We start from the raw sequence: 23,932 nt of genomic DNA, 5'->3' as shown, positions 1-23,932 counted from the left end.
GGTGGGATACTACCCTGGCTGTATTGAAATTCTAACCCGCACCCCTGATCGGGGTGGGAGACAGTGTCAGGTGGGCAGTTTGACTGGGGCGGTCGCCTCCTAAAAAGTAACGGAGGCGCCCAAAGGTTCCCTCAGAATGGTTGGAAATCATTCGAAGAGTGTAAAGGCATAAGGGAGCTTGACTGCGAGACCTACAAGTCGAGCAGGGACGAAAGTCGGGCTTAGTGATCCGGTGGTTCCGCATGGAAGGGCCATCGCTCAACGGATAAAAGCTACCCCGGGGATAACAGGCTTATCTCCCCCAAGAGTCCACATCGACGGGGAGGTTTGGCACCTCGATGTCGGCTCATCGCATCCTGGGGCTGTAGTCGGTCCCAAGGGTTGGGCTGTTCGCCCATTAAAGCGGTACGCGAGCTGGGTTCAGAACGTCGTGAGACAGTTCGGTCCCTATCCGTCGTGGGCGCAGGAAATTTGAGAGGAGCTGTCCTTAGTACGAGAGGACCGGGATGGACGCACCGCTGGTGTACCAGTTGTTCTGCCAAGAGCATCGCTGGGTAGCTATGTGCGGAAGGGATAAGTGCTGAAAGCATCTAAGCATGAAGCCCCCCTCGAGATGAGATTTCCCATAGCGTCAAGCTAGTAAGACCCCTGAAAGATGATCAGGTTGATAGGTTTGAGGTGGAAGCGTGGTGACACGTGGAGCTGACAAATACTAATCGGTCGAGGACTTAACCAATTTAATGTTCGCAGGCTAAAATCGTCACGTCCTGTGACAATGCCTGCATGACCCACATCCTGTGGGCCTAAGCGTAGGCGACTGCTTAGCTTCGAGAGGCGTTGGAGAGCCAGCTATGCAAATCCCGGTTTTGGATTTGTAGAGATGGATCGAAACGACCGAGAAGTTAGGAGCCGAAGCTGGACAATGATTACTCCAATTCTTCTTCTGCATTATCTAGTTTTGAGAGAACAAACCTCAATTTTATACAGTTTGGTGGCGATAGCGAGAAGGTCACACCCGTTCCCATCCCGAACACGGAAGTTAAGCTTCTCAGCGCCGATGGTAGTTAGGGGCTGTCCCCTTGTGAGAGTAGGACGTCGCCAAGCGAAATGAAGAACAGCTAAATGAGCTGTTCTTTTTTTACACGTTAAGAAAGTATAAATTGTCAGCGCAGAAGATGATTCGACGTAGTTTCCAATTTTAGGAATTAAGTATAAGTTCAACTACGCCTCTGTCTTCGCCTTTCCAAGGCTCGCCAATCGGCGAGTTTTCTTTATATGTGTTCGAAGAACATTTGAAAATTTGTATAGAAACGATAAGAAGTTTAGAAAGGGAACCCCGAGGCTTTGAAGAAGCAAGGAGATCAAGGAAGCAAGGGAGTGACGCCCGGAATGTGCGATGCACATGAGGACGGAACGAGTGCAGCTGACGTAGAGATCCGCCGCTTATTCAAAGCCGAGGCTGAACACGGAAGTTAAACTTCTGCGCCGATGGTAGTTAGGGGCTGTCCCCTTGTGAGAGTAGGACGTCGCCAAGCGAAATGAAGGAGTATCCAATGGGTACTCTTTTTTGTTTTGTATAAATTTTTTATTTATCTGTGAACTTGGACAAAATATTTCTAATTTTTAGCGCAGGTATTTTTTACAAGAAAAATAAATGAAAACAAGGGGATAAATAAATTTTATGCCAGGTTTGGTGCCAAAATAAAAAGCCCCAAACTGGAGGGCGCATTAAGAAAAAATTTCTGGATTTGTTATCTTTTTTAGCTGTTTTAAATAATATTTATATTTTGGATTGCTTGTATCTGTAGAAATTAAATCATTTTCACAATCTGTACAGATAAAAGAAGTGTATAGATGTATCCCTTTTATTTTTGTTTGCTCGCAAATGACACACTCTTCCCCTATATGTTTCTTTGCTAATAGCGAACTCAATCACTCCACCTCCATACACTAATTCTGCCCGGATTTATATTATTGTATACAATCTTTTGAAAATTCATCGTAAAGAGCTTACTTAATTACTATTGTATGAGATAGTTCTTATTTGGTTGTATGTCTTATTGAATTCTTTATCGTAGATTAACGCGTCCTCGAAAAAGAAAAAAGCTTTTACGAGGATGTCCTAGTTAAGCGAAGTCCACAGGATAAGGAAAGCATCATCAGCGATACTACGAACGATTAAAAGAGAAGTTTTTGGGAGGACGTGGTGTTCTGAGCGTGATAATTTCAACAAACAATCAGTAGGGGATGAAGGAAAAGCCCCACTGGTTAATGTTTCACTATATTATTAATAAGATCCGATTTCAAATGTCTAAGGTGGAAGTATCGCTTTAATCTCCTATTTGGTAAAATAGATGAGACAATAAAACAAATTGATTTTTGGTGATATGAATTGGATCAGACTCGAACACCGTTATTTGGAGCCTTAATAAGACATATAGATAATAAACCTGTTTCCTTCCATGTTCCAGGACATAAATATGGCAGCCTTTTTCCAAAGGAAGCAAAGCATTTCTATAATAAATTGTTAAAGCTTGATGCAACAGAGCTAAGTGGGTTAGACGACCTACATTCTCCTGAGGGGGCGATCTTGGAAGCCGAACAGCTACTTTCCCAATTATATGGAACTAAAAAGAGTTTTTTCTTAGTCAACGGGTCGACTGTCGGAAATTTGGCCATGATCATGGCAGCAATCAGGGAAGATGATACAGTTCTTGTTCAGAGAAATTGCCATAAATCAATATTAAATGGTATTAACCTTGTAAAGGCAGAACCTGTTTTTTTAGAGCCTACTTATGATGAGGAATGGGGTGTCGCAGGAGGCGTATCAATAAATACTGTTAAAAAGGCGATTAAAGCATTCCCTTCTTCAAAGGCGATCATTCTTACATATCCAAATTACTATGGGATGATTAATGATCTAGAGGAGATTATTCAATTTTCCCATTCAAAAGGAATACCAGTATTAATTGATGAGGCACATGGTACTCATTTTATAGGAAATGATATTTTTCCACAGTCCGCTGTTTCATTAAAGGCTGATATCGTTGTCCAATCAGCCCATAAAACGCTTCCGGCGATGACGATGGGGTCATATCTTCATTTTAATAGCAATCTTCTTTCAGAAAAGGATATTCGCAGCTATCTTGAAATTTTACAATCAAGCAGTCCATCCTATCCAATTATGGCTTCATTGGATATAGCTAGAAGCTATTTAGCTGGATTTTCGAATGATGATGCAGAGGCTCTTTTATATAAAATTCAGGATTTCAAAAGGAGATTACAAAAATTAAAAGGAATTAAAGTGTTATCTTTTAAAAATGGAATAGGCGATCCGTTGAAAATAACCCTTCAATCCACCTCTTCTTTAAGTGGGTATGAACTGCAGGGTAGACTTGAAAGCGTTGGCATTTTTACGGAGATGGCTGATCCTTATAATGTTTTGCTTATTTTTCCTTTACTGAAATCAGATATGGAATACTCCATTGAGGATATGGTCGATCGATTTGAAGCAGCCCTTAAATCGGTTACAATTCATAAGCACCCCAAAAAAGCAAAAACTGGTTTTGTCACGTCAAGTATTTCAAAGCTGGAATTGAATGCGAAACAGAGAGCCGATCTTACTAGCATATCTGTTCCAATGGACGAGGCAATAGGAAAGGTATGTGCACAGTTTATTATCCCCTATCCTCCAGGTATTCCTTTATTATTTCCTGGGGAAACAATTAGTAAGGAACATATAGACAATATTAGATTACTCTTTGAAACGGGGGCTAGATTTCAAGGGGCTGAGGGCATAAAGTCCGGAATGATAGACATATTTCCCAATTAATTAAATATATTATTATTGAAGCATCTTGGAGGTTTACGATGGAAAAAGGAATGTTTATTACGGTGGAAGGGCCGGAAGGAGCAGGAAAAACGACGATCATTGGCATGTTAGGAGAAGATTTACAGGCAGAAGGCTATCAAGTCTTACTAACTAGAGAACCTGGTGGAATCGATATTGCTGAGCAAATAAGAAATGTTATTCTTGATAAGAAAAACACGAAAATGGATCCTAGAACAGAAGCTCTTTTATACGCAGCGGCAAGAAGGCAGCATCTTGTTGAAAAAGTCCTTCCTGCTATTGAGAAAGGATATATCGTTTTATGTGATCGCTTTATTGATAGCTCTCTAGCTTATCAAGGGTATGCAAGAGGATTAGGTATAGATGATGTGCTTTCAATTAATCAATTTGCTATAGAAGGTATGATGCCAATACTTACTTTTTATTTTGATATTGATCCTAAAATTGGCCTTGAAAGGATAAATCGGCATAAGGAGCGAGAAGTAAATCGTCTTGATTTAGAAGACTTAGAGTTCCATCATAAAGTACGTGAAGGCTATTATCATTTAATGAAGGAGCATCCTGAACGTATATATAAAATAGATGCTTCAAAGCCAATTGGAACTGTATATAAAGAAGCAAAAAGCTTGCTGAAAAAAATGATTGATCAGGAAGATTAAACAAATGCCTTAAAGAACACTCTTTAAGGCTTTTTTGCACCAAATCCATGAAACGAATTCCAGCTGATAACAACGATTTATATATGTTTGTTCATAAAATAATTGTTATAATGGAGATAGGAAAGAAAGTGGAAAAAATGAAAGGGGCTGAGAGAATGAAACTTATATTAGCGGTTATTCAAGACCAAGACAGCAATAAATTAATGAATGCATTGGTGGACAATAACTTCCGTGCAACCAAGCTAGCAAGTACAGGTGGCTTTCTGAAATCAGGAAACACAACCTTTATGATTGGAACAGAAGATATTCGAGTGGACAGAGCATTGCAAATAATAAAGGATAATTGCAAGTCAAGAGACCAGCTAGTTGCCCCTATCTCTCCAATGGGTGGAAATGCTGACTCGTATGTTCCTTATCCAGTGGAGGTTGAAGTTGGTGGTGCAACAGTGTTTGTATTGCCAATTGAAAATTTCCTGCAATTTTAAAAAGAATGACTTCAATGTGAATTCATAATAAAGTTACGTAAGTGGTGATGATTGTGGCAAAAACGTGGGAAGAGCTAGAAGACATACAGCCTATCGTTTTGAAAATGTTTAAAAATAGTATGATGAAGAATAGGCTGGCTCACGCTTATTTATTCGAAGGGATGAAGGGGACAGGGAAACGCGATGCAAGCTTTCTTTTAGCGAAAAGTGTTTTTTGCCACTCACCTATGCAAGGTTATATCCCTTGTGAAACATGTGTAAATTGCAAGAGAATTAATAACGGAAACCATCCAGATGTTCATCTTGTCGAACCAGATGGGCTATCAATCAAAAAAGCCCAAATTCAATCACTTCAGGAGGAGTTCTCCAAAACGGGTGTTGAATCGAAAAAGAAGCTATATATGGTTGTCCATGCGGATCGAATGACTGTGAATGCAGCGAATAGTTTGCTAAAATTCCTTGAAGAACCACATCCGGAGACAATAGCTATATTGATGACAGAACAGGCACAGCAAATACTTCCTACAATTCTTTCTCGTTGCCAAACGATCTCATTTCAGTCATTATCAGCTGAAAAAATGATTGAAAAGCTAAAATCCCACAATGTCGAACCACAGATAGCACCATTAATTGCCCAGCTTACCAATAATATTGATGAGGCAATTGAATTTAGTCAGAATGATTGGTTTGTACAAGCACAAAAAATAGTGTTAAAATTATATGAAGTACTTAAAAAAACACCATTGGAAGCAATGGTTTCTCTTCAGGATGATTGGTTTAAGCACTTCAAAGAGAAAGAACAATTTGATCTTGGGTTAGATCTTTTACTTCTTATTTTTAAGGATTTATTATATATACAACTTGGCAAGGAGGAGCAGGTCGTCTATCTAATCGAAAAGGAGCGTTTAGAGCAGTTTGCTTTGCAATCTACAAGTCGAAGGATATCTGAGCAGATGACGGCTGTTTTGGAAGCAAAGAGAAAATTGCATGCAAATATGAATCCGCAGCTGTTAATGGAACAGCTTGTGTTGAAATTGCAGGAGGGGTCTTTGTTTGTATGATGTAGTAGGAGTCCGCTTTAAGAAAGCGGGTAAAATATATTATTTCGATCCTGGTGGACTAGCAATCGAAAAAGATGACTTTGTCATTGTTGAAACGGTTCGTGGTGTAGAGTATGGCAAGGTTGTGGTTGCACCAAAGAAAGTGGATGAACATGATGTAGTCCTCCCCTTAAAAAAGGTTCTCCGAATTGCAGATCCTAAGGATCGGATGATTGTTGAGGAAAACAAGCAGGCAGCAAAGGAAGCTTATGAGGTTTGCAATGAAAAGGTTATTACTCATCAATTAGATATGAAACTAGTTGATGTCGAATATACATTTGATCGAAATAAAGTGATCTTTTACTTCACTGCCGATGGAAGAGTAGATTTTCGAGAGCTCGTTAAAGATCTTGCAGCCATATTTCGTACTAGAATTGAACTTCGGCAAATTGGTGTAAGAGATGAAGCGAAAATGCTAGGTGGTATTGGTCCTTGCGGTAGAATGCTTTGCTGCTCTACTTTTTTAGGCGATTTTGATCCAGTATCTATCAAGATGGCAAAAGATCAGAATCTTTCCTTAAACCCAACAAAAATTTCGGGTTTATGTGGTCGTTTGATGTGCTGTTTAAAATATGAAAATGACGAATATGAAGAAGCAAAAGCTCAGCTTCCAGACCTTGGAGAATGGATTCAAACACCTGAAGGACCAGGAAAAGTAGTAGGATTAAATATTTTAGAGCGGGTGCTGCAAGTGGATGTCACAGCTGCTGAACGCGTCCTGGAATATACACTTGATGAATTATCGAAACAAGGTGCTGTAACAGTTCAATCCACAGATTAATGAGGTGGAATACGTGGATAAAAAAGAAATCTTTGACTCAGTAAGTAATATGGAAATTCAAATTGGTCAGTTATATACGCAGCTTGGTGAGTTAAAGCAGCATTTGGCAGAAATATTAGAAGAGAATAACTCTTTAAAGCTGGAAAATGAACATTTAAGACGCCGTTTAGAATTAACAATTGATAAAGAAGAATCGGCTAGAAAAAAAGATCAAGCACCAAGTAATCCAGTGGGTACAACTTATGATAAATCGGTCGATATTGGAGAAGGCTACGATAATCTTGCCCGTCTATACCAAGAGGGCTTTCATATATGTAACCTCCATTTTGGAAGTCCCCGAAAAGAAGGAGATTGCCTTTTTTGCTTATCTTTTCTTAATAAGAAATAATATGATGGCCTTCCCGATAAAGGAAGGCTATTTTTTAGCTAATGAAACTTAATATTTGGAGGAAAGAAGATGGACTTTTTAAAAGGAGATGAACGATTAGATTATTTACTCGCAGAAAATTTGCGCATTATTCAGAGCCCTACTGTGTTCTCCTTTTCATTGGATGCTGTGTTACTGGCAAGGTTTGTGTATGTGCCGATTCAAAAGGGTAACCTGATCGATCTTTGCAGCGGTAACGGGGTGATACCGTTATTTCTAAGTGTAAGAACAAAGGGAACGATAACAGGTGTTGAAATTCAAGAGCGGCTTTTCGATATGGCTAAGAGAAGTATTGAGTACAATCAATTGGAACATCGATTACATATGGTACATGGTGATATTAAAGAAATGCCGAAAGAGCTAGGGTATGGGAAATTCGATGTTGTTACATGTAATCCACCTTATTTCCCGACTCCATCTTCTGAAGAGATGAATGAGAATGAACATTTGGCCATCGCCCGCCATGAAATCCTCTGTACACTAGAGGATGCGATTAAAGCCTCAAGCCAGCTAGTCAGGCAAGGTGGAAAGGTAGCATTTGTTCATCGGCCGGGACGATTTCTAGATATCGTAACATTAATGCGTAAATATAAGCTAGAGCCAAAAAAAATTCAATTTGTTTATCCAAAACAGGGGAAAGAGGCCAATACACTGCTTATTGAAGCAACTAAAAACGGCAGTCCAGATTTGAAAATAATGCCACCCTTAATCGTTTATAATGATGATAACGAATACACCTCTGAAATAAAGGAAATTTTATATGGGAAATAATCATTACTTTTATGTTCTTCATTGTAAAGATGACAGTTTGTATGCGGGTTATACAAATAATCTAGAGAGGCGTGTGAAGCTTCATAATGAGGGCAAGGGGGCTAAATATACAAGGGGCAGAGGACCAGTAGAGCTGGTTTTTTCAAAAATGTATGATAATAAAAGTGATGCATTAAAGGCAGAATATGAATTTAAGCAATGGCCCCGAAGGAAGAAAGAAGAATATATAAAAATCAATATAGAAAATAACTTTGAAAGTTAGATAATTGTTTAGCTCCACAATGAATGCTACGGCAGGATATGCATCGCACGACTAAAAGTGGAGCTTTTAGGAGGAGCGCCTACCCCCTCGGCGACAAAAACGCCACGTCCTGTGGCATTGTCGCCACTAGCACGTCCTGTACGTCGGAGGTCACAAGCTTGTCTAGTTACGGCTCCTGGGGACGAAAGTCTAGCCAATCCCTTCCAGAAGACAAAGAACGTCTTCTTACAGGGCTCGTCTTAAGCTGTCGTCCCTAAACAGTCGCCTCCACATTTCGATCAATCCTCCCAGAAAGGTAAAGAACACCTTTCAGAGAGGCACGTCTTGTGCTATGCCTGAGGGTAACCGAGGCGCTTCCGCATTTTAATGAAACGGGTGGTACATATGTGGCAGCAAAAAAGTTTTGAAAATGAAAAAGGAAAAGGAATTTTGTATTTAGTCCCGACTCCCATTGGGAATCTTGAGGATATGAGCTTTCGAGCAATAAGAATGATGAAAGAGGCAGATTATATAGCTGCAGAGGATACGAGAAATACGAAAAAGCTTTGTAATTATTTTGAAATCGAAACCTCTATTATTAGCTATCATGAACACAATAAAGCAGTAAGCGGACAGAAAATACTTGAAAAATTAGCTAATGGGGCAAAAATTGCTCTTGTGAGCGATGCGGGAATGCCGACTATTTCTGATCCTGGGTATGAGCTTGTTACTGCTGCTGTAGAGGAGAAATTAACGGTTGTGCCACTGCCCGGTGCAAATGCTGCTTTAACAGCATTAATTGCATCAGGTCTTAATCCGCAGCCCTTTTATTTTTTTGGTTTTTTAGATCGCCATAAGAAGACAAAAAAGAAAGAGCTTCAAGAACTGGCTAAAATGTCTGCAACGATCATCATATACGAAGCTCCACATCGTTTAAAAGAAACACTTACTCTTATAGATGAACAATTGGGTAATAGAAAAATAGTCCTATGTCGTGAATTAACAAAAAAATACGAAGAATTTATTCGTGGGACGGTACAAGAAGCCTTAAATTGGGCAACAAACGAAGAAATAAGAGGTGAATTTTGCCTCATTATTGAAGGATCTTCTGAAAATTTACAGGATGAGGAAGAATCTTGGTGGATAGATTTAACGATCCAAGCACATGTAGAGCATTATATGGATGTGAATGGAATGACAAGTAAGGATGCAATTAAGCAAACAGCAAGCGACAGAAGCATGAATAAAAGAGAAGTATACCATGCTTTTCATGTACAAGAGCAGGGATAAAAAGAGTAAGTATAAAAAAAGCTTCTCAGTTTACTGAGAAGCTTTTGTATTATTATTTTACAAGTTCAAATCGAGATTGAATTTCTTGTAATAAATTTTCTGCACCTTCACGGCTAACAATTAATTTTCCGTTTGCTAATGAGATGTTATCGTCGGAAACTTCACCAGTTACAAGACATGTCATATTTGGCTTGTACTTTTTAAGGATAATACGATCATCATCCACATAAATTTCAAGCGCATCTTTTTCTGCAATGTCTAATGTACGTCTTAATTCAATAGGAATAACCACACGACCAAGCTCATCAACCTTACGAACAATACCAGTAGATTTCATAAAAATTCTCCTCTCAAACCTCAAAATATATTTTTCTAATTCGTCAATATTCGACAAAATTCTTTATTAATTCAATAATACCAGCGTTTCCCAAATACGTCAATTACTTTATTTTTTAATTTGAATAGAAATTTTTTACTTTCATTATAAAAGTTGATATATAGCGGTTTTATAAGATTTTAATTTTTAGTAAATCCAATTAATAGAAAATCCCTTATTAAATAAGTATAAATTGAAGAAATTTTCATCAATATTTTTCGACAAAATTCCCTTTTTTCTATTAAAACCATATAATAATATTCGAAGAAAGAATTGAGTATTTGTCCAGATTGTAGTAATAAAAAGTATTACTTTTATGAATTAGAGAAATGTCCAGCTCCATAAGGAAAGCTCCTTAGAATAATCATCGCAGGGACAATCTGAACTTTGATTGTTCCGAAGGTGTTTGCGCTTTTCTTATTTGTTGCACAAATACTAATTTTTAGGTATATTTTGATGGTATAAGAGGATATGATGAATGAAAGTATTATCTTATTAATTTTGTCCTTATTAATATAGAAAGTTCAATATTACCGTGTATTACAGTATGTTCTCGTCCCTCATTGGGGCCGGGATTTTTTATATATAATGAAGGTATTCGTTATATGACTGATTGCAATACAAGGAAGCCTAAGTCAGCAATGAATGAGACATTGCTGGCAAAGGACTTTTAACTGATTTTTTAGGGAGGGAATTCTCATGGAGGAAAAATTAAAAACCTTTTATTTGACAACACCGATTTATTATCCTAGTGGAAATTTACATATAGGCCATGCCTATACGACAGTAGCTGGAGATGCAATGGCTCGTTATAAGCGTTTACGTGGCTTCGATGTGATGTATCTAACTGGCACGGATGAGCATGGCCAAAAGATTCAGGAGAAAGCGGAGGAGAATGGAGTTACTCCTCAAGAATATGTTGATGAAATTGTTGCTGGAATTCAAGAACTATGGAAAAAACTTGATATTTCTTACGATGATTTTATTCGTACGACTCAGGATAGACATAAGCAGGTTGCCCAAAAAATCTTCTCTCAATTATTGGAGCAAGGTGATATTTACCTCGGTGAATATGAAGGATGGTATTGTACACCATGTGAATCATATTTTACTGAGCGTCAGTTAGTAGAAGGAAATTGCCCGGACTGCGGAAGATCTGTGAACAAAGTGAAGGAAGAATCTTATTTCTTCAAAGTGAGTAAATACGCTGATCGATTGCTGCAATATTACGAAGAGAATCCTTCATTTATTCAGCCAGAATCACGAAAAAACGAAATGATTAATAATTTTATCAAGCCAGGTTTGGAAGATCTTGCTGTTTCTAGGACGACATTTGATTGGGGAATTAAGGTTCCAGAGAATCCAAAGCATGTAATCTATGTTTGGATTGATGCTTTAGCAAACTATATTACGGCTCTTGGATACGGGACTGATGATGACTCGAAATACTTAAACTATTGGCCAGCTAATGTTCATTTAGTAGGAAAAGAAATCGTTCGATTCCACACTATTTATTGGCCAATTATGCTTATGGCTCTAGATTTACCGCTTCCGAAAAAAGTATTTGCCCACGGCTGGCTATTGATGAAGGATGGAAAAATGTCCAAATCAAAAGGAAATGTTGTTGATCCTGTAACATTAATTGATCGATATGGCCTAGATGCACTAAGATATTACCTATTGCGCGAGGTTCCATTTGGTTCAGACGGCGTTTTCACACCAGAAGGTTTTGTAGAGAGAATTAACTTTGATTTAGCAAATGATTTAGGAAACTTACTAAATCGGACATTAGCAATGGTAGACAAATATTTTGAAGGGATTATTCCAGCCTATAATGGCTCCGTTGGAGAATTTGATCAGTCATTACTTCTTGCAAACAAGGAAGCTGTAACTAAATATGAAGAAGCAATGGAAAAAATGGAATTTTCCGTGGCACTAACTGCTATTTGGCAATTAGTAAGCAAAACAAATAAATACATCGATGAAACACAGCCTTGGTCTTTAGCGAAGGATGAAGCTAAGACAGCTGAGCTTGGAAGCGTAATGGCACATTTAGCGGAATCGCTTAGAAGAATCGCTGTTCTTCTACAGCCTTTCTTAACACGTACACCAAAAGAAATATTTACACAATTAAATGTAAATGAAGAAGGCCTAACTTCTTGGGAAAGCTTAGAAGAATTTGGTTTGATTCCTAAGGATACAAAGATAGCAAAAGGTGAACCGATTTTCCCTCGTCTTGATTTAAATGAAGAAGTGGAGTTTATTAAAACAAAGATGCAAGGATCTGCTCCACAAGTAGAAGAAGTGAAAGTGGAAGAAAAGCCTGATAGTGAAGAAATTACGATTGATGATTTTATGAAGGTTGATTTACGAGTAGCAGAAGTTATTCAAGCCGAACCTGTAAAAAAAGCTGATAAGCTCCTTAAATTGCAGCTAGATCTTGGTTATGAAAAGCGACAAGTTGTATCTGGGATTGCACAATTTTACAAGCCAGAGGATCTTGTTGGACGTAAAGTTGTATGTGTCACAAATTTAAAGCCTGTTAAATTGCGCGGTGAGCTTTCTGAAGGCATGATCCTTGCAGGCAGTAAAGACGGCGAGCTTTCATTAGCAACCATTGCAGAATCTCTTCCGTTGGGAGCAAGAGTGAAGTAAAGTAAACTTCAATCAAGGGGACCTTAACGACCGTTAATCTGCGATAAAGTGAAACTTCCATCAGTGGGGGTCTTACTGCCCGTTAATCTGCGATAAAAGTCGAAAACATAGAAATGTTTCACGTGTAACATTTGACGTCGGACATTTCTATGTTTTTCTTTTATTAAATAATAATGACAAAAAAAATGATCCATAATATCAATGTTATATTGAAAATTCAGGCATACATTTAATATATTTAAATAATAAAGTGATAATCCTAATATTATATTGACAAAACATCTTGAATTTTGACTTAGTTGTTACTTTAATGAGAAATATGTAATCAAAAAATAATTTTTGTTAAAAGGAGACTTTTCTATGTTTTTCGACACACACGCACATTTGAATGCTGAGCAATATAATGATGATCTAAGAGAGGTTATTGACAGAGCTTTAGGAGAGGGAGTTTCACGCATTGTCGTTGTGGGTTTTGATCGTCCAACCATTGAAAAAGCGATGGAACTTTCGGAACAATATGATTTTATATATGCGAGTGTTGGCTGGCACCCTGTTGATGCAATTGATATGACGAATGAGGATCTCAAGTGGATTGAGGAGCTGACGCAGCATCCAAAGGTTGTTGCTCTTGGTGAGATGGGGCTAGATTATTATTGGGACAAGTCTCCAAAGGATATTCAAAAACAAGTATTTAGAAAGCAAATCCAGCTTGCTAAAAAAGTAAAGCTGCCTATTATTATTCATAATCGGGAAGCAACAGCAGATATCGTAGAGATTTTAAAAGAAGAAGGAGCAGAGGAAGTAGGAGGCATCATGCATTGCTTTAGCGGCAGTCCAGAAATTGCTAAGGAATGTGTTGAGATGAATTTTTATATTTCCTTAGGAGGGCCAGTAACCTTTAAAAATGCGAGGAAACCAAAGGAAGTAGCAGAGGCCATTCCGTTGGAAAAGCTCTTAATTGAGACAGATTGCCCTTATTTAGCCCCACATCCTTATCGTGGAAAACGAAATGAACCGAGCTATGTTAAGCTTGTCGCGGAGCAAATTGCCGAAATAAAAGGTGTCACTTTAGAAGAAGTTGCAGAAGCAACGACGTCCAATGCAAAAAAATTATTCGGCATAAACTGATAATGATTTTTGTCGATTTAAGGGTGTGCATGTCCTTTTATTTTCTAATTCTAAAAAGTTCTACATTTCCTTGTCCGCTCATAGGATAACCATGTCGATAAGTCTCTCTTTCATTTCTTTTGAAGTTTTTGCATAATAGTGAATATGTTCAGAAAGGAGATGGTTTTTGGAAAGGGGAAAGTGAAAGAGAGTTGACAAACCTGCAAGATAGTCTATATAATCACTCCGAGAGAAAAGGAGGCGTTTTTCATCGTATTTCAAAACATGAAAAACCTGTTATCCAAGTCTTTGAGTAAAAAGAAATTGGCCGTAATCTCTGCTAGTTTCATAGTTTTTACAGCTGCTATTGGCTTTTTAATTTTTGAAACAACACAGAAAACGGTAGCAATTACATTAGACGGTCAGGAAAAAGTCATTAAGACACATGCAGGAACAATCGAAGAGCTTTTCGATGATTTAGATATTTCTTTGCGCTCAGAGGACTATGTGTTTCCTTCGGTAAACACAAAGGTGAAAAACAACTTAGAAGTTGTTTGGAAGCCGGCTAAACAGGTTCATATTGTGAAAGACAACGAGAAGAAAACGATTTGGACACTATCGAATACAGTAGAGGAACTTTTACAAGAACAAGAGATTGCTATAACTGAGCATGATAAAGTTCAACCAAATCTCGAAGAAAAAATAAAAAATGATCTTGAAATCACTGTAGATAAAGCATTTCCGCTCACATTATCAGATGGAGGGAAAGAGCAGAAAGTATGGTCAACTTCGACTACGGTCGGTGACTTTTTAACACAGCAGGGCATTACACTAAATGAATTAGATCGTACTGAGCCTAAAGCGGAAGAGATCGTCAAAGAAAATGACATCATCCAAATCGTTCGAGTAGAAAAAGTCACCGATGTAGTGGAAGAACCAATTCAATTTGCTGTTGTTACGGAAAAGGACTCAAGCCTTGCCAAAGGATCTCAAAAAGTCATTAACGAAGGTAAGGAAGGCCTTCTAACGAAGGAATATGAAGTCGTTTTAGAGAATGGCAAAGAAATCTCAAGGAAATTAATTAGCGAGAAAAAGTCAAAAGAAAAACAGGATAAGGTTGTTGCAGTAGGAACAAAACCATTAGCTGTAAAGCAAGTTGCTTCCCGAGGCAGCGAGAGCGGCCAGGAATTATATGTGGATTCAACTGCCTATACAGCAAACTGTAACGGCTGTTCAGGAAGAACAGCAACGGGAATTAATCTGCGTTCAAATCCTGGTGCTAAAGTGATAGCAGTAGATCCGAGAGTAATCCCATTAGGCACAAAAGTCTATGTAGAGGGCTACGGGTATGCTATTGCCGCTGACACAGGCGGATCTATTAAAGGAAATAAAATTGATGTATTTTTTCCATCGAAAGCAGATGCCTATCGTTGGGGACGAAAGACTGTCAAAATAAAAATCCTAAATTAATTTCTTAAGGTGCAGGGGATAATTATCATCCTCTGCATTATTTTTTTATTTCTTTTCGTTTTTCATATATAATAATTAAAATCATTATTTACAGCTCATCTATATAGACGAATTACATTACAAAAATGTTTCAGTTTTTTATCAAATATTTTATTTATATTTTTAACTGAATGAAAAAGAATATCTTTTCTAACTTCCAGGCTCTAAGGGGGAACTATGAGAATTAGAGAAATTATTGTGGTTGAAGGCAAGGATGATACGACTGCAATTAAAAATGCATTAGATGCAGATACAATTGAGACAAATGGTTCAGCCATTAACGAAGAAACGATAGAAAAAATAAAGCTCGCTCAAAAGACGAGAGGTGTTATTGTTCTTACGGATCCAGATTATCCAGGTCAGAAAATACGCAATACGATCAAAGAAAAGGTACATGGCTGCAAGCATGCATTCATTGAAAAGGGCGATGCTATTCATAAATACGGCAAAGGGGTTGGAGTTGAGCATGCATCCCCTGAGGTGATTCGAAAGGCTCTTAGCAATGCACATATGATGCATGAAGAGATTATTGAGACCATTACACAAGAAGATTTAATTGCGGCTGGCCTAATTGGCGGGTCAGGTGCAAAAGAGCGAAGAGAGAAGCTTGGAAAACTGCTTAAAATTGGCTTTACAAATGGAAAACAGCTTCATAAAAGTTTAATGATGTTTCAAATTAGTAAAGAAGAATTTGCTGCTGCCATCCAAGTGATACGTCAGGAGGAATAATATTGCAAAAAGATATTGCTACCCCAGTAAGGACTCGTGCCATTCTAGAAAAGCATGGGTTCTCCTTTAAAAAAAGCTTAGGACAAAATTTTTTAATTGATACAAATATCCTCAAAAGGATTGTCGATCATGCAGAACTTACCGAAGAATCAGCTGCGATTGAAATTGGTCCAGGAATTGGAGCTTTAACTGAGCAGCTGGCAAGAAGAAGCAAAAAAGTAGTAGCATTTGAAATTGATCAGCGGTTACTGCCAATTTTACAAGAAACATTAGCGCCATACCCAAATACCACTATTATTCATGAAGATGTATTAAAAGCTGATGTCCTAGGGATGGTTGAAAAGGAATTACAAGGTATTGATGATATTATGGTGGTGGCTAATCTGCCGTACTACGTAACAACGCCGATTATTATGAAGCTGCTAGAGGAAAAGCTGCCCATTAGAGGGATCGTCTGTATGCTTCAAAAGGAAGTCGCTGATCGCATCTCTGCCAAGCCAGGGACGAAAGATTACGGATCCTTATCCATTGCTATTCAGTATTATACTGAGGCCGAAACGGTTATGATTGTCCCTAAAACGGTATTTATTCCTCAACCGAATGTTGATTCGGCTGTTATCCGATTAACAAAGCGAAAGGAACCAGCAGTCTCGGTTAAAGATGAGCCATTCTTTTTCCAAGTAATAAGAGCAAGCTTTGCACAAAGGCGCAAAACTTTACTCAATAACTTGATTAGTCATCTGCCTGAAGGAAAGCAAAAGAAGGAAGATATCCTGGCCGCCTTAGAGCAGGCAGAAATTGAACCAGGTAGAAGAGGGGAAACCTTATCTATAGAGGAATTTGCCCGTTTAAGTGAATCTCTATATCCAATCTTTAAATAAAGACCCGTTATCACGGGTCTTTGTTTTTGTCGTCTTCGAGGTCATAAGCTTGGCTAGTTGCGGCTCCTAGGGACGAATGTCTAGCCAATCCCAGCCAGAAGACAAAGAACGTCTTCTATCTGGGTTCGTCTTATGCAGTCGTTCCTAACAGTCGCCTCCACATTTCGATCAAGCCTCACAGAAAGGTAAAGAACACCTTTCCGTGAGGCTTGTCTTATGCTTGTCGGGGGTGATCAAGGCGCTTGCGCTTTTCTGTTTTTCATGATTTCTCCTTTTCCCACACAAAGTGACCATTTTTCACTTAATCACAATAGCGGCTTTTCAATCACATGTTTATTCTCGAATGCATAATTTATGAAAGAGTCATTTCTATTTAGGCTTTAAAAGGAACTGATTTGTTCTAATTGCATATTTGTAAAGATAGTTAATATATTTTGATTGCCCCTAATCATGAAGGACTAAGTTCATAAAAATCATACATTTCATGTTTGGGCAAATTGGAGTGACAACTGTTGAGCATAAGTATTATGGATATTGTCGGGAGAGCTTCCTACCAATGTGATATTATGTTTCGAGTCATTGATATTCGGGAACAAAATGGGAAGAAATATGCCATTTTGTATGGAGAGGACATTCGGCTGATCGCTGATGCACCAGTCGAAGATTTAATTGCTATCAGTCCATCTACAAGAGAAAAGTTAGCAAATCAGTTTCATTCCTTGGAGGAACAATCTTTAGAATTGTTTCGACAGGATGTGGAGCTATTAAAGCAGAAGCAGGAGTATGAAGCAACAGACGGTTATAGTAAAGCGTTTAGCTATTTTCAAATACCTGGAAGGGTCCTTCATTTAGATGGAGACCCAACCTATTTAGAAAAATGCTTAGCCTTATATGAAAAAATAGGTGTTCCTGTAACAGGTATACATTGCAAGGAAAAGGAAATGCCACTTAAGATCGGCCATCTCATTGATTACTATCGTCCAGATATTTTAGTGGTAACCGGACATGATTCGTATTCAAAGGCCAAGGGCAAGAAGACAGATTTAAATGCGTATCGGCATTCGAGACAATTTGTGCAGACAGTTAATGAGGCGAGGAGAAAGGTTCCCCATTTAGATCAGCTCGTAATATTTGCAGGAGCATGCCAATCCCATTTTGAATCGCTTATCCAAGCAGGCGCAAATTTTGCAAGTTCTCCATACAGAGTGAATATCCATGCGTTAGATCCAGTTTATATCGTAGCAAAAATTAGCTTCACACCATTTATGGAGCGAATTAATGTATGGGATGTTTTAAGAAATACATTAACCGGGGAAAAAGGGATAGGAGGAATTGAATCAAAAGGAGTTCTTAGAACTGGAATGCCTTATAATAGTGAGCATAATATTGAGTCTTAATGAAAAGCCGTTTTTTACAATCAAACGGTTTTATTTTTTTTCTAACCAGAAAAGTTTAAGTTTATTAACGTACTAAAGTAAAGTGTGTGTTCAATTGAATATCTGCTAATAAGATCGCATAAGAAAACTAAGGCATTCGTCAAAAAGAACTTGGCGAATGCCAAGTTCTTCTAATCATTTTTTTATTGTCATATTCCTTCCGAATTCACGTACATATTTTACTATGATTATGGATAACCTAAAAATGTTGAAAAATAGAAGAAATTGTGGACGAAAATATATTGACAATCTTTTTTAAAGACTGTTATAATTTATATTTTTATTTGACTCCACTGTGTCAGTGTGATATACTTAACATAGTGAGGTGGAACGAATGGCAAAAACATTATTGGATATCAAAAAGGCTCTTGATTCAAACCTTGGTAAAAGACTTTTACTCAAAGCGAATGGTGGACGAAGGAAGACGATTGAGCGTTCAGGTGTTTTAGCAGAAACGTACCCTTCTGTATTTGTTATTGAGTTAGATCAGGATGAAAACGCGTTTGAACGCGTATCTTACAGCTATGCTGATGTTCTAACTGAAACGGTTCAAATTACATTCTACGAAGATACAACAGGACGAGTTGCTTTAAATTAATATATTTTTTTTTTGCTTGTCGGCGGCAAACATTTGTTTGCCGCTGTTTTCTTTTTACATATAAAAGTATCGATCTTTCTACTTTCAGGAAATTTTAACATAAGCCATAAACATACCTATTCTCTAAAAAGCCCTAATGATTATACATTAAGTGTTTCATACTATTATTACCGCAGTGTGAAAGGAGATGTTAATCATAGGCAGAAGAAGAGGGATAATGTCAGAAGGCTTTAAAGAGGAACTAGCGAAGGAGCTTGGTTTTTATGATGTTGTCCAAAAAGAAGGATGGGGCGGCATTAAAGCTAGGGACGCCGGTAATATGGTAAAACGCGCAGTTGAAATTGCACAGCAAAGCATGAAAAATTACCGTTAACCTCAGGAGACATATCCGTTTTATATGAATGAAGGATTTGTGATTAATACGAAATGGACTCATTGCGGGATGCCGGGGCTTAAGCTCCGGCATTTTTGAGTTGATAATAATGTATGAATGAAATTATTTTAGTCATGCGATTTATAAGCTAACGCAGCATTCCTTATGGAGCAAGACATAGAAATACTAATCGATTTGCCGAAATAAAGAATGAGTGTTAAGTTTTTTTGATTAAATTATGACAAATCGATAACTTTTATGAAAGAAAGTCTGATCAAAAGGTCTTACTTTTGATGTTTTGTGGTAAAATAGGACAAAAAATGGAGACGCCCGAATTTGGCAAAGTAGGTGGACATGTTGAAGCTTTTGGTAAAGGCACCGGCAAAGATCAATTTATCCTTGGATGTTTTACATAAACGTAAGGATGGTTATCATGAGGTTGAAATGATTATGACAACCATTGATTTAGCGGATCGCCTAGAATTAACATTATTAGAGCGAGAAGAAATAAAAATTATTTCACATAATCGTTTTGTACCGGATGACCAGCGGAATCTGGCATATCAGGCTGCGCTTCTTTTAAAAGAGCGGTTTCATGTAAAGAAAGGAGTAGCCATTACAATTGAGAAGACCATTCCAGTTGCTGCTGGTCTTGCAGGTGGTAGCAGTGATGCGGCTGCTGTATTAAGAGGGCTAAACAAACTATGGAATCTTGGATTATCGATAGATGAACTAGCGATTATTGGTGCAGAGATTGGTTCTGACGTCTCTTTTTGTGTATACGGAGGGACGGCGCTTGCGACAGGAAGAGGAGAGATTATTAAGGAGCTTCCCGCTGCACCGACCTGCTGGGTTATTTTAGCCAAGCCATTTATTGGTGTTTCAACAGCAGATGTCTATCGTAGACTTCAATTAAATGGTATCAATCATCCCCAGACGAGGGAAATGATAAACGCCATAGAAGATGGCAATTATGATCAGGTTTGTAGGAATGTCGGAAATGTTCTTGAAGAGGTTACCTTTCATTTGCATCCTGAAGTTGCTCAAATTAAAGAGCAGATCAAAAGGTTTGGAGCAGACGCTGTGCTAATGAGCGGCAGTGGACCAACTGTTTTTGGACTTGTTCGTCACGACTCAAGAATGCAGCGGATTTATAATGGCTTAAGAGGCTTTTGTGATCAGGTTTTTGCGGTTAGAATGCTTGGTGAAAGACATAAGCTTGATTAAATCCGGATAATAATGATATATTAACGATAAATTATTCGGATTTACTGGGGGTCCTATAATGAAATTTCGTCGAAGTGAACGCTTAATTGACATGACGAATTATTTACTAGAGCATCCACGACAATTGGTTTCTTTAACCGTTTTCTCAGAGAGATATAAATCAGCTAAATCATCTATTAGTGAGGATCTGGCCATTATTAAGGAAACCTTTGAACAGAGAGGAATCGGTACATTACAAACTGTGTCAGGTGCTGCAGGCGGGGTAAAATTTCAAATTAAAGTGACGGATGAAGAAGCAAGGCCATTTATAACAGAGCTATGTGAACAAATTGCCAGTCCTGATCGATTGCTTCCCGGCGGGTATTTATATATGACAGATATATTAGGGGATCCTTCTATCGTGAAACGTGTCGGCCGTTTATTTGCTTCAGCTTTTGCAGAAACGCAAATTGATGTGGTAATGACCGTAGCAACAAAAGGGATTTCCTTAGCTTATGCTGTTGCAAGCTATTTAAATGTTCCCGTTGTGATCGTCAGAAGAGATAGTAAAGTGACAGAGGGCTCGACCGTCAGCATTAACTATGTTTCCGGCTCAACGAAAAGAATCCAAACGATGCTTCTATCGAAAAGAAGTCTTGCTGAAGGGTCAAAAGTGCTCATCGTCGATGATTTCATGAAAGCGGGAGGAACTGTTAATGGGATGGTCAGCATGCTCGAGGAGTTTAAAGCTCATGTTGCAGGAATTGCTGTTTTAGTAGAAGCTGAAAAGACGGAGGAACGTCTCGTTGATGATTACCTCTCTCTTGTAAGACTTTCAGATGTGGATGAAAAAGGGAAGAAAATTAAGGTAAGTGAAGGGAATTATTTTAAAAAATAGTATACTTAGGGGGAATTACGTTGGAAACGGTACAAACAACAAATGCACCAGCTGCAATAGGCCCATATTCACAAGGGATCATAGTCAATAATCTTTTTTATAGTTCAGGTCAAATACCGTTAACTGCTGAAGGTGTAATGGTTGAAGGCGATGTAAAGGCCCAGACACATCAAGTATTTAAAAATCTCCAAGCTGTCTTGGAGGAAGCTGGTGCATCTTTGGATACCGTCGTAAAGGCGACTGTATTTATTCAAAGCATGGAAGATTTCGCTGCTATAAATGAGGTGTATGGTGAGTACTTTCATACCCATAAGCCTGCACGCTCATGTGTAGAGGTAGCGCGTTTGCCGAAGGATGCCTTAGTGGAAATTGAAGTAGTTGCCCTTGTAAAATAAAAATATTGGTAATAATTAACAAGCTCGAGGATTATTGGGCTTGTTTTTTATTACAAAAATTCAGAAAGTGATAATTTTAATTTTTTCGTATATTTCTAATTAAATCTAGTAATAGTGAATGAGGGTTTACAGAACTTATCTATTACCAAAAAAATTCTAAAAATTTTTTCCATTTATAGAAGGAAAAATGGAAGTAGTGTTGAATTATTATCTTAGGATTGTATCTTCTAGCAAAGGTGGTGAACAGAATGGAAGTAACTGACGTAAGATTACGCCGTGTTAATACAGATGGACGTATGAGGGCTATTGCATCCATTACATTGGATCATGAATTCGTTGTTCACGATATTCGAGTAATTGATGGTAATAATGGTCTTTTTGTAGCAATGCCTAGTAAACGCACTCCTGATGGCGAATTTAGAGATATCGCTCACCCAATTAACTCAGGGACACGGAGCAAGATCCAGGAGGCTGTATTGTCAGAATACCACCGACTAGGAGAATTAGAAGTTGAATTTGAAGAAGCTGGAGCTTCCTAAAAATAAACATCAAGGGCCTACTTCCTAAGTAAGGCTCTTTTTTAGCTAAGTATACTAAAGGAACTTATTAGATTCATTTTGATTTCAATCAATATATTCATACCCCTTACTCCCACAATAAATCTCCAACTTTCAAAAAATTTCCGAATGTAAATTATATGTACTTTGTCATCATTCCTTGAAATAAGCGCGTTAATAAGATATATTTTAAAATGGATAAAAAGGTAATATTGGAGGCCTGTCAATGAATAATCGTTATGCGGTGATCTTAGCCGCAGGCCGAGGGACAAGAATGAAGTCTAAACTTTATAAAGTCCTTCATCCTGTGTGCGGGAAGCCAATGGTTCAACATGTAGTTGATCAAGTTTCACAGCTTAATATAGAGAAAATTGTTACGATCATTGGTCATGGGGCAGAGCTTGTTCGAGATCAGCTTGGTGATAAAATTGAGTATGCCTTACAGAAAGAGCAGCTAGGTACTGCTCATGCTGTTATGCAGGCAAAAGAAATGCTTGATGGAAAAGAAGGCGTTACAATTGTCGTTTGTGGAGATACACCACTAATTAAGCATGAAACAATGGAAGCGCTTTTTAAACATCACGAGGAAACGGCTGCTAAGGCAACAATTCTTACTGTATTTGCAGACAACCCTGCCGGCTATGGACGCATCGTTCGAAATGAAATCGGACATGTAGAGAAAATAGTGGAACATAAGGACGCTACAGAAGACGAACGAAAGGTTCAAGAAATTAATTCGGGAACTTATTGTTTCGATAATAAAGCATTATTCGAAGCATTAAACAAAGTTAGCAATGATAATGTTCAGGGGGAATACTATCTGCCTGACGTAATTGAAATTTTAAAGAATGAAGGGGCAACAATTTCAGCATATCAGACGGCTGAATTTGACGAGACACTTGGTATCAATGACCGCATCGCTCTTTCTGAAGCAGAACGAATTATGAGAAAGAGAATCAATGAGCAGCATATGCGGAATGGGGTTACGATTATCGACCCATTCAATACTTATATCGGTGCAGAAGTTGAAATTGGAATGGACACAATCCTATATCCAGGAACAATGATTTCTGGAAAAACAACGATTGGCTCCAATTGCATCATTGGCCCTCAAAGTGAAATCTCTGATTGTGTTATAGGGGATCAAACTGTCATCCGTCAATCAGCTGCCTTTGATAGTCAGATTGGGTCAGATGTCCAGATTGGACCATTTGCGCATATTCGTCCTAAATCAGAAATCCACGGAAATGTGAAAATAGGAAACTTTGTTGAAGTGAAAAAATCTGTTTTCAGTGAAGGAAGCAAAGCCTCTCATCTTAGTTATATCGGAGATGCCGAAGTCGGTCGCGATGTAAATATTGGCTGCGGAACAATAACGGTTAATTATGATGGTAAAAATAAATTCTTAACAAAAATTGAGGACGGCGTTTTTGTTGGCTGTAATTCCAACCTTGTTGCTCCAGTAACGGTTGGGAAAAATGCATATATTGCTGCTGGCTCAACCATTACAGAGGATGTTCCAGGGGAAGCACTTTCGATTGCGAGAGCACGTCAAGTGAACAAGGAAAATTACGTAGAAAAACTAAACAGAAAGAAATAAATCGATGG

The 23,932-nt window shown here is 38.2% G+C and carries 24 protein-coding genes and 2 rRNA genes; 24 read left to right on the top strand and 2 right to left on the bottom strand.

Annotated elements, in window-relative coordinates:
* Positions 1-736: ribosomal RNA gene (locus KHA94_RS25535) — 23S ribosomal RNA — on the top strand; the annotation flags it as partial.
* A gap of 251 nt (positions 737-987) precedes the next feature.
* Positions 988-1,104 (top strand): 5S ribosomal RNA (gene rrf, locus KHA94_RS25530).
* Positions 1,105-1,728: 624 nt separating this feature from the next.
* On the opposite strand, the gene KHA94_RS25525 is transcribed toward rrf, so the two are convergent.
* Complete coding sequence (locus tag KHA94_RS25525; protein WP_213104866.1) at positions 1,729-1,932, bottom strand: sigma factor G inhibitor Gin; 204 nt, start codon at positions 1,930-1,932, stop codon at positions 1,729-1,731.
* A 460-nt stretch (positions 1,933-2,392) separates the two neighbouring features.
* Between KHA94_RS25525 and KHA94_RS25520 the strand changes: the two genes are divergently transcribed.
* From KHA94_RS25520 to rsmI, 9 genes are all read left to right on the top strand, one after another.
* Complete coding sequence (locus KHA94_RS25520; protein ID WP_213104865.1) at positions 2,393-3,832, top strand: aminotransferase class I/II-fold pyridoxal phosphate-dependent enzyme; 1,440 nt, start codon at positions 2,393-2,395, stop codon at positions 3,830-3,832.
* Positions 3,833-3,870: 38 nt separating this feature from the next.
* A complete protein-coding gene (gene tmk / locus KHA94_RS25515) occupies positions 3,871-4,509 on the top strand; it encodes a dTMP kinase (protein WP_213104864.1) in 639 nt (212 codons plus the stop codon).
* Positions 4,510-4,664: 155 nt separating this feature from the next.
* Complete coding sequence (locus KHA94_RS25510; RefSeq protein ID WP_057776809.1) at positions 4,665-4,994, top strand: cyclic-di-AMP receptor; 330 nt, start codon at positions 4,665-4,667, stop codon at positions 4,992-4,994.
* A gap of 53 nt (positions 4,995-5,047) precedes the next feature.
* A complete protein-coding gene (gene holB, locus KHA94_RS25505; protein ID WP_213104863.1) occupies positions 5,048-6,055 on the top strand; it encodes a DNA polymerase III subunit delta' in 1,008 nt (335 codons plus the stop codon).
* Positions 6,048-6,875 carry a PSP1 domain-containing protein gene (locus KHA94_RS25500; RefSeq protein WP_213104862.1) on the top strand — a complete coding sequence of 276 codons (828 nt, stop codon included), beginning with the start codon at positions 6,048-6,050 and terminating at the stop codon, positions 6,873-6,875. The genes holB and KHA94_RS25500 overlap by 8 nt, the downstream gene beginning before the upstream one ends.
* A 13-nt stretch (positions 6,876-6,888) precedes the next feature.
* On the top strand, positions 6,889-7,263 hold the full coding sequence (gene yabA, locus KHA94_RS25495) for a DNA replication initiation control protein YabA (protein WP_213104861.1): 375 nt from the start codon (positions 6,889-6,891) through the stop codon (positions 7,261-7,263).
* Between the two features lie 69 nt (positions 7,264-7,332).
* A complete protein-coding gene (locus KHA94_RS25490; protein ID WP_213104860.1) occupies positions 7,333-8,073 on the top strand; it encodes a tRNA1(Val) (adenine(37)-N6)-methyltransferase in 741 nt (246 codons plus the stop codon).
* Complete coding sequence (locus tag KHA94_RS25485; RefSeq protein WP_213104859.1) at positions 8,063-8,335, top strand: GIY-YIG nuclease family protein; 273 nt, start codon at positions 8,063-8,065, stop codon at positions 8,333-8,335. The genes KHA94_RS25490 and KHA94_RS25485 overlap by 11 nt, the downstream gene beginning before the upstream one ends.
* 384 nt (positions 8,336-8,719) lie before the next feature.
* Positions 8,720-9,604, top strand: coding sequence for a 16S rRNA (cytidine(1402)-2'-O)-methyltransferase (gene rsmI / locus KHA94_RS25480; protein ID WP_213104858.1), 885 nt, complete (start codon positions 8,720-8,722; stop codon positions 9,602-9,604).
* A gap of 52 nt (positions 9,605-9,656) precedes the next feature.
* Here rsmI and KHA94_RS25475 read toward each other — a convergent pair whose 3' ends face one another.
* The gene (locus KHA94_RS25475; RefSeq protein WP_249365753.1) at positions 9,657-9,941 is read right to left on the bottom strand and encodes an AbrB/MazE/SpoVT family DNA-binding domain-containing protein; all 285 of its coding nucleotides are present in this window, start codon (positions 9,939-9,941) and stop codon (positions 9,657-9,659) included.
* 738 nt (positions 9,942-10,679) lie between these two features.
* Between KHA94_RS25475 and metG the strand changes: the two genes are divergently transcribed.
* The 13 genes from metG (at position 10,680) to glmU (ending at position 23,924) form a co-directional block, all read left to right on the top strand.
* The gene (gene metG / locus KHA94_RS25470; protein WP_213104857.1) at positions 10,680-12,635 is read left to right on the top strand and encodes a methionine--tRNA ligase; all 1,956 of its coding nucleotides are present in this window, start codon (positions 10,680-10,682) and stop codon (positions 12,633-12,635) included.
* A 360-nt stretch (positions 12,636-12,995) separates the two neighbouring features.
* Positions 12,996-13,763 carry a TatD family hydrolase gene (locus KHA94_RS25465; RefSeq protein ID WP_213104856.1) on the top strand — a complete coding sequence of 256 codons (768 nt, stop codon included), beginning with the start codon at positions 12,996-12,998 and terminating at the stop codon, positions 13,761-13,763.
* Positions 13,764-14,027: 264 nt separating this feature from the next.
* Positions 14,028-15,212, top strand: coding sequence for a G5 and 3D domain-containing protein (locus KHA94_RS25460; protein ID WP_213104855.1), 1,185 nt, complete (start codon positions 14,028-14,030; stop codon positions 15,210-15,212).
* Between the two features lie 216 nt (positions 15,213-15,428).
* On the top strand, positions 15,429-15,980 hold the full coding sequence (gene rnmV, locus KHA94_RS25455) for a ribonuclease M5 (RefSeq protein WP_213104854.1): 552 nt from the start codon (positions 15,429-15,431) through the stop codon (positions 15,978-15,980).
* 2 nt (positions 15,981-15,982) lie between these two features.
* The gene (gene rsmA, locus KHA94_RS25450; RefSeq protein WP_213104853.1) at positions 15,983-16,861 is read left to right on the top strand and encodes a 16S rRNA (adenine(1518)-N(6)/adenine(1519)-N(6))-dimethyltransferase RsmA; all 879 of its coding nucleotides are present in this window, start codon (positions 15,983-15,985) and stop codon (positions 16,859-16,861) included.
* Between the two features lie 527 nt (positions 16,862-17,388).
* Entirely contained in the window at positions 17,389-18,258 is an 870-nt protein-coding gene (gene yabG / locus KHA94_RS25445) for a sporulation peptidase YabG (protein WP_420828197.1), read from the top strand.
* 373 nt (positions 18,259-18,631) lie between these two features.
* Positions 18,632-18,895 (top strand): biofilm formation stimulator Veg, encoded by a 264-nt coding sequence (gene veg / locus KHA94_RS25440; protein ID WP_057776771.1) that lies wholly within the window; start codon positions 18,632-18,634, stop codon positions 18,893-18,895.
* 196 nt (positions 18,896-19,091) lie between these two features.
* Entirely contained in the window at positions 19,092-19,268 is a 177-nt protein-coding gene (locus KHA94_RS25435) for a small, acid-soluble spore protein, alpha/beta type (protein WP_213104873.1), read from the top strand.
* A gap of 357 nt (positions 19,269-19,625) precedes the next feature.
* On the top strand, positions 19,626-20,495 hold the full coding sequence (gene ispE, locus KHA94_RS25430) for a 4-(cytidine 5'-diphospho)-2-C-methyl-D-erythritol kinase (protein ID WP_213104872.1): 870 nt from the start codon (positions 19,626-19,628) through the stop codon (positions 20,493-20,495).
* A gap of 58 nt (positions 20,496-20,553) precedes the next feature.
* Positions 20,554-21,372, top strand: coding sequence for a pur operon repressor (gene purR / locus KHA94_RS25425; protein WP_213104851.1), 819 nt, complete (start codon positions 20,554-20,556; stop codon positions 21,370-21,372).
* 20 nt (positions 21,373-21,392) lie between these two features.
* Positions 21,393-21,767, top strand: a complete 375-nt coding sequence (ridA, locus tag KHA94_RS25420; RefSeq protein ID WP_213104850.1) for a 2-iminobutanoate/2-iminopropanoate deaminase — start codon at positions 21,393-21,395, stop codon at positions 21,765-21,767.
* 248 nt (positions 21,768-22,015) lie between these two features.
* Positions 22,016-22,306 (top strand): septation regulator SpoVG, encoded by a 291-nt coding sequence (gene spoVG, locus KHA94_RS25415; protein ID WP_057776776.1) that lies wholly within the window; start codon positions 22,016-22,018, stop codon positions 22,304-22,306.
* A 244-nt stretch (positions 22,307-22,550) separates the two neighbouring features.
* Positions 22,551-23,924: a bifunctional UDP-N-acetylglucosamine diphosphorylase/glucosamine-1-phosphate N-acetyltransferase GlmU gene (gene glmU, locus KHA94_RS25410; protein ID WP_213104849.1), complete on the top strand. Its 1,374-nt coding sequence runs from the start codon at positions 22,551-22,553 to the stop codon at positions 23,922-23,924.
* The last annotated feature ends 8 nt before the right edge of the window (positions 23,925-23,932 follow it).

Source organism: Cytobacillus citreus, assembly GCF_018343665.1.
Taxonomy (GTDB): domain Bacteria; phylum Bacillota; class Bacilli; order Bacillales; family Cytobacillaceae; genus Cytobacillus; species Cytobacillus citreus.
The sequence above is the reverse complement of the archived record's forward strand: the minus strand, read 5'-3'. Positions and strand labels throughout refer to the sequence as shown.

Coding starts and splice junctions, on each gene's coding strand:
- tmk (WP_213104864.1), top strand. CDS start 3,871: ATGGAAAAAGGAATGTTTATTACGGTGGAAGGGCCGGAAGGAGCAGGA.
- KHA94_RS25510 (WP_057776809.1), top strand. CDS start 4,665: ATGAAACTTATATTAGCGGTTATTCAAGACCAAGACAGCAATAAATTA.
- KHA94_RS25490 (WP_213104860.1), top strand. CDS start 7,333: ATGGACTTTTTAAAAGGAGATGAACGATTAGATTATTTACTCGCAGAA.
- KHA94_RS25485 (WP_213104859.1), top strand. CDS start 8,063: ATGGGAAATAATCATTACTTTTATGTTCTTCATTGTAAAGATGACAGT.
- rsmI (WP_213104858.1), top strand. CDS start 8,720: ATGTGGCAGCAAAAAAGTTTTGAAAATGAAAAAGGAAAAGGAATTTTG.
- KHA94_RS25475 (WP_249365753.1), bottom strand. CDS start 9,941: ATGAAATCTACTGGTATTGTTCGTAAGGTTGATGAGCTTGGTCGTGTG.
- metG (WP_213104857.1), top strand. CDS start 10,680: ATGGAGGAAAAATTAAAAACCTTTTATTTGACAACACCGATTTATTAT.
- KHA94_RS25465 (WP_213104856.1), top strand. CDS start 12,996: ATGTTTTTCGACACACACGCACATTTGAATGCTGAGCAATATAATGAT.
- KHA94_RS25460 (WP_213104855.1), top strand. CDS start 14,028: ATGAAAAACCTGTTATCCAAGTCTTTGAGTAAAAAGAAATTGGCCGTA.
- rnmV (WP_213104854.1), top strand. CDS start 15,429: ATGAGAATTAGAGAAATTATTGTGGTTGAAGGCAAGGATGATACGACT.
- yabG (WP_420828197.1), top strand. CDS start 17,389: ATGGATATTGTCGGGAGAGCTTCCTACCAATGTGATATTATGTTTCGA.
- veg (WP_057776771.1), top strand. CDS start 18,632: ATGGCAAAAACATTATTGGATATCAAAAAGGCTCTTGATTCAAACCTT.
- purR (WP_213104851.1), top strand. CDS start 20,554: ATGAAATTTCGTCGAAGTGAACGCTTAATTGACATGACGAATTATTTA.
- spoVG (WP_057776776.1), top strand. CDS start 22,016: ATGGAAGTAACTGACGTAAGATTACGCCGTGTTAATACAGATGGACGT.
- glmU (WP_213104849.1), top strand. CDS start 22,551: ATGAATAATCGTTATGCGGTGATCTTAGCCGCAGGCCGAGGGACAAGA.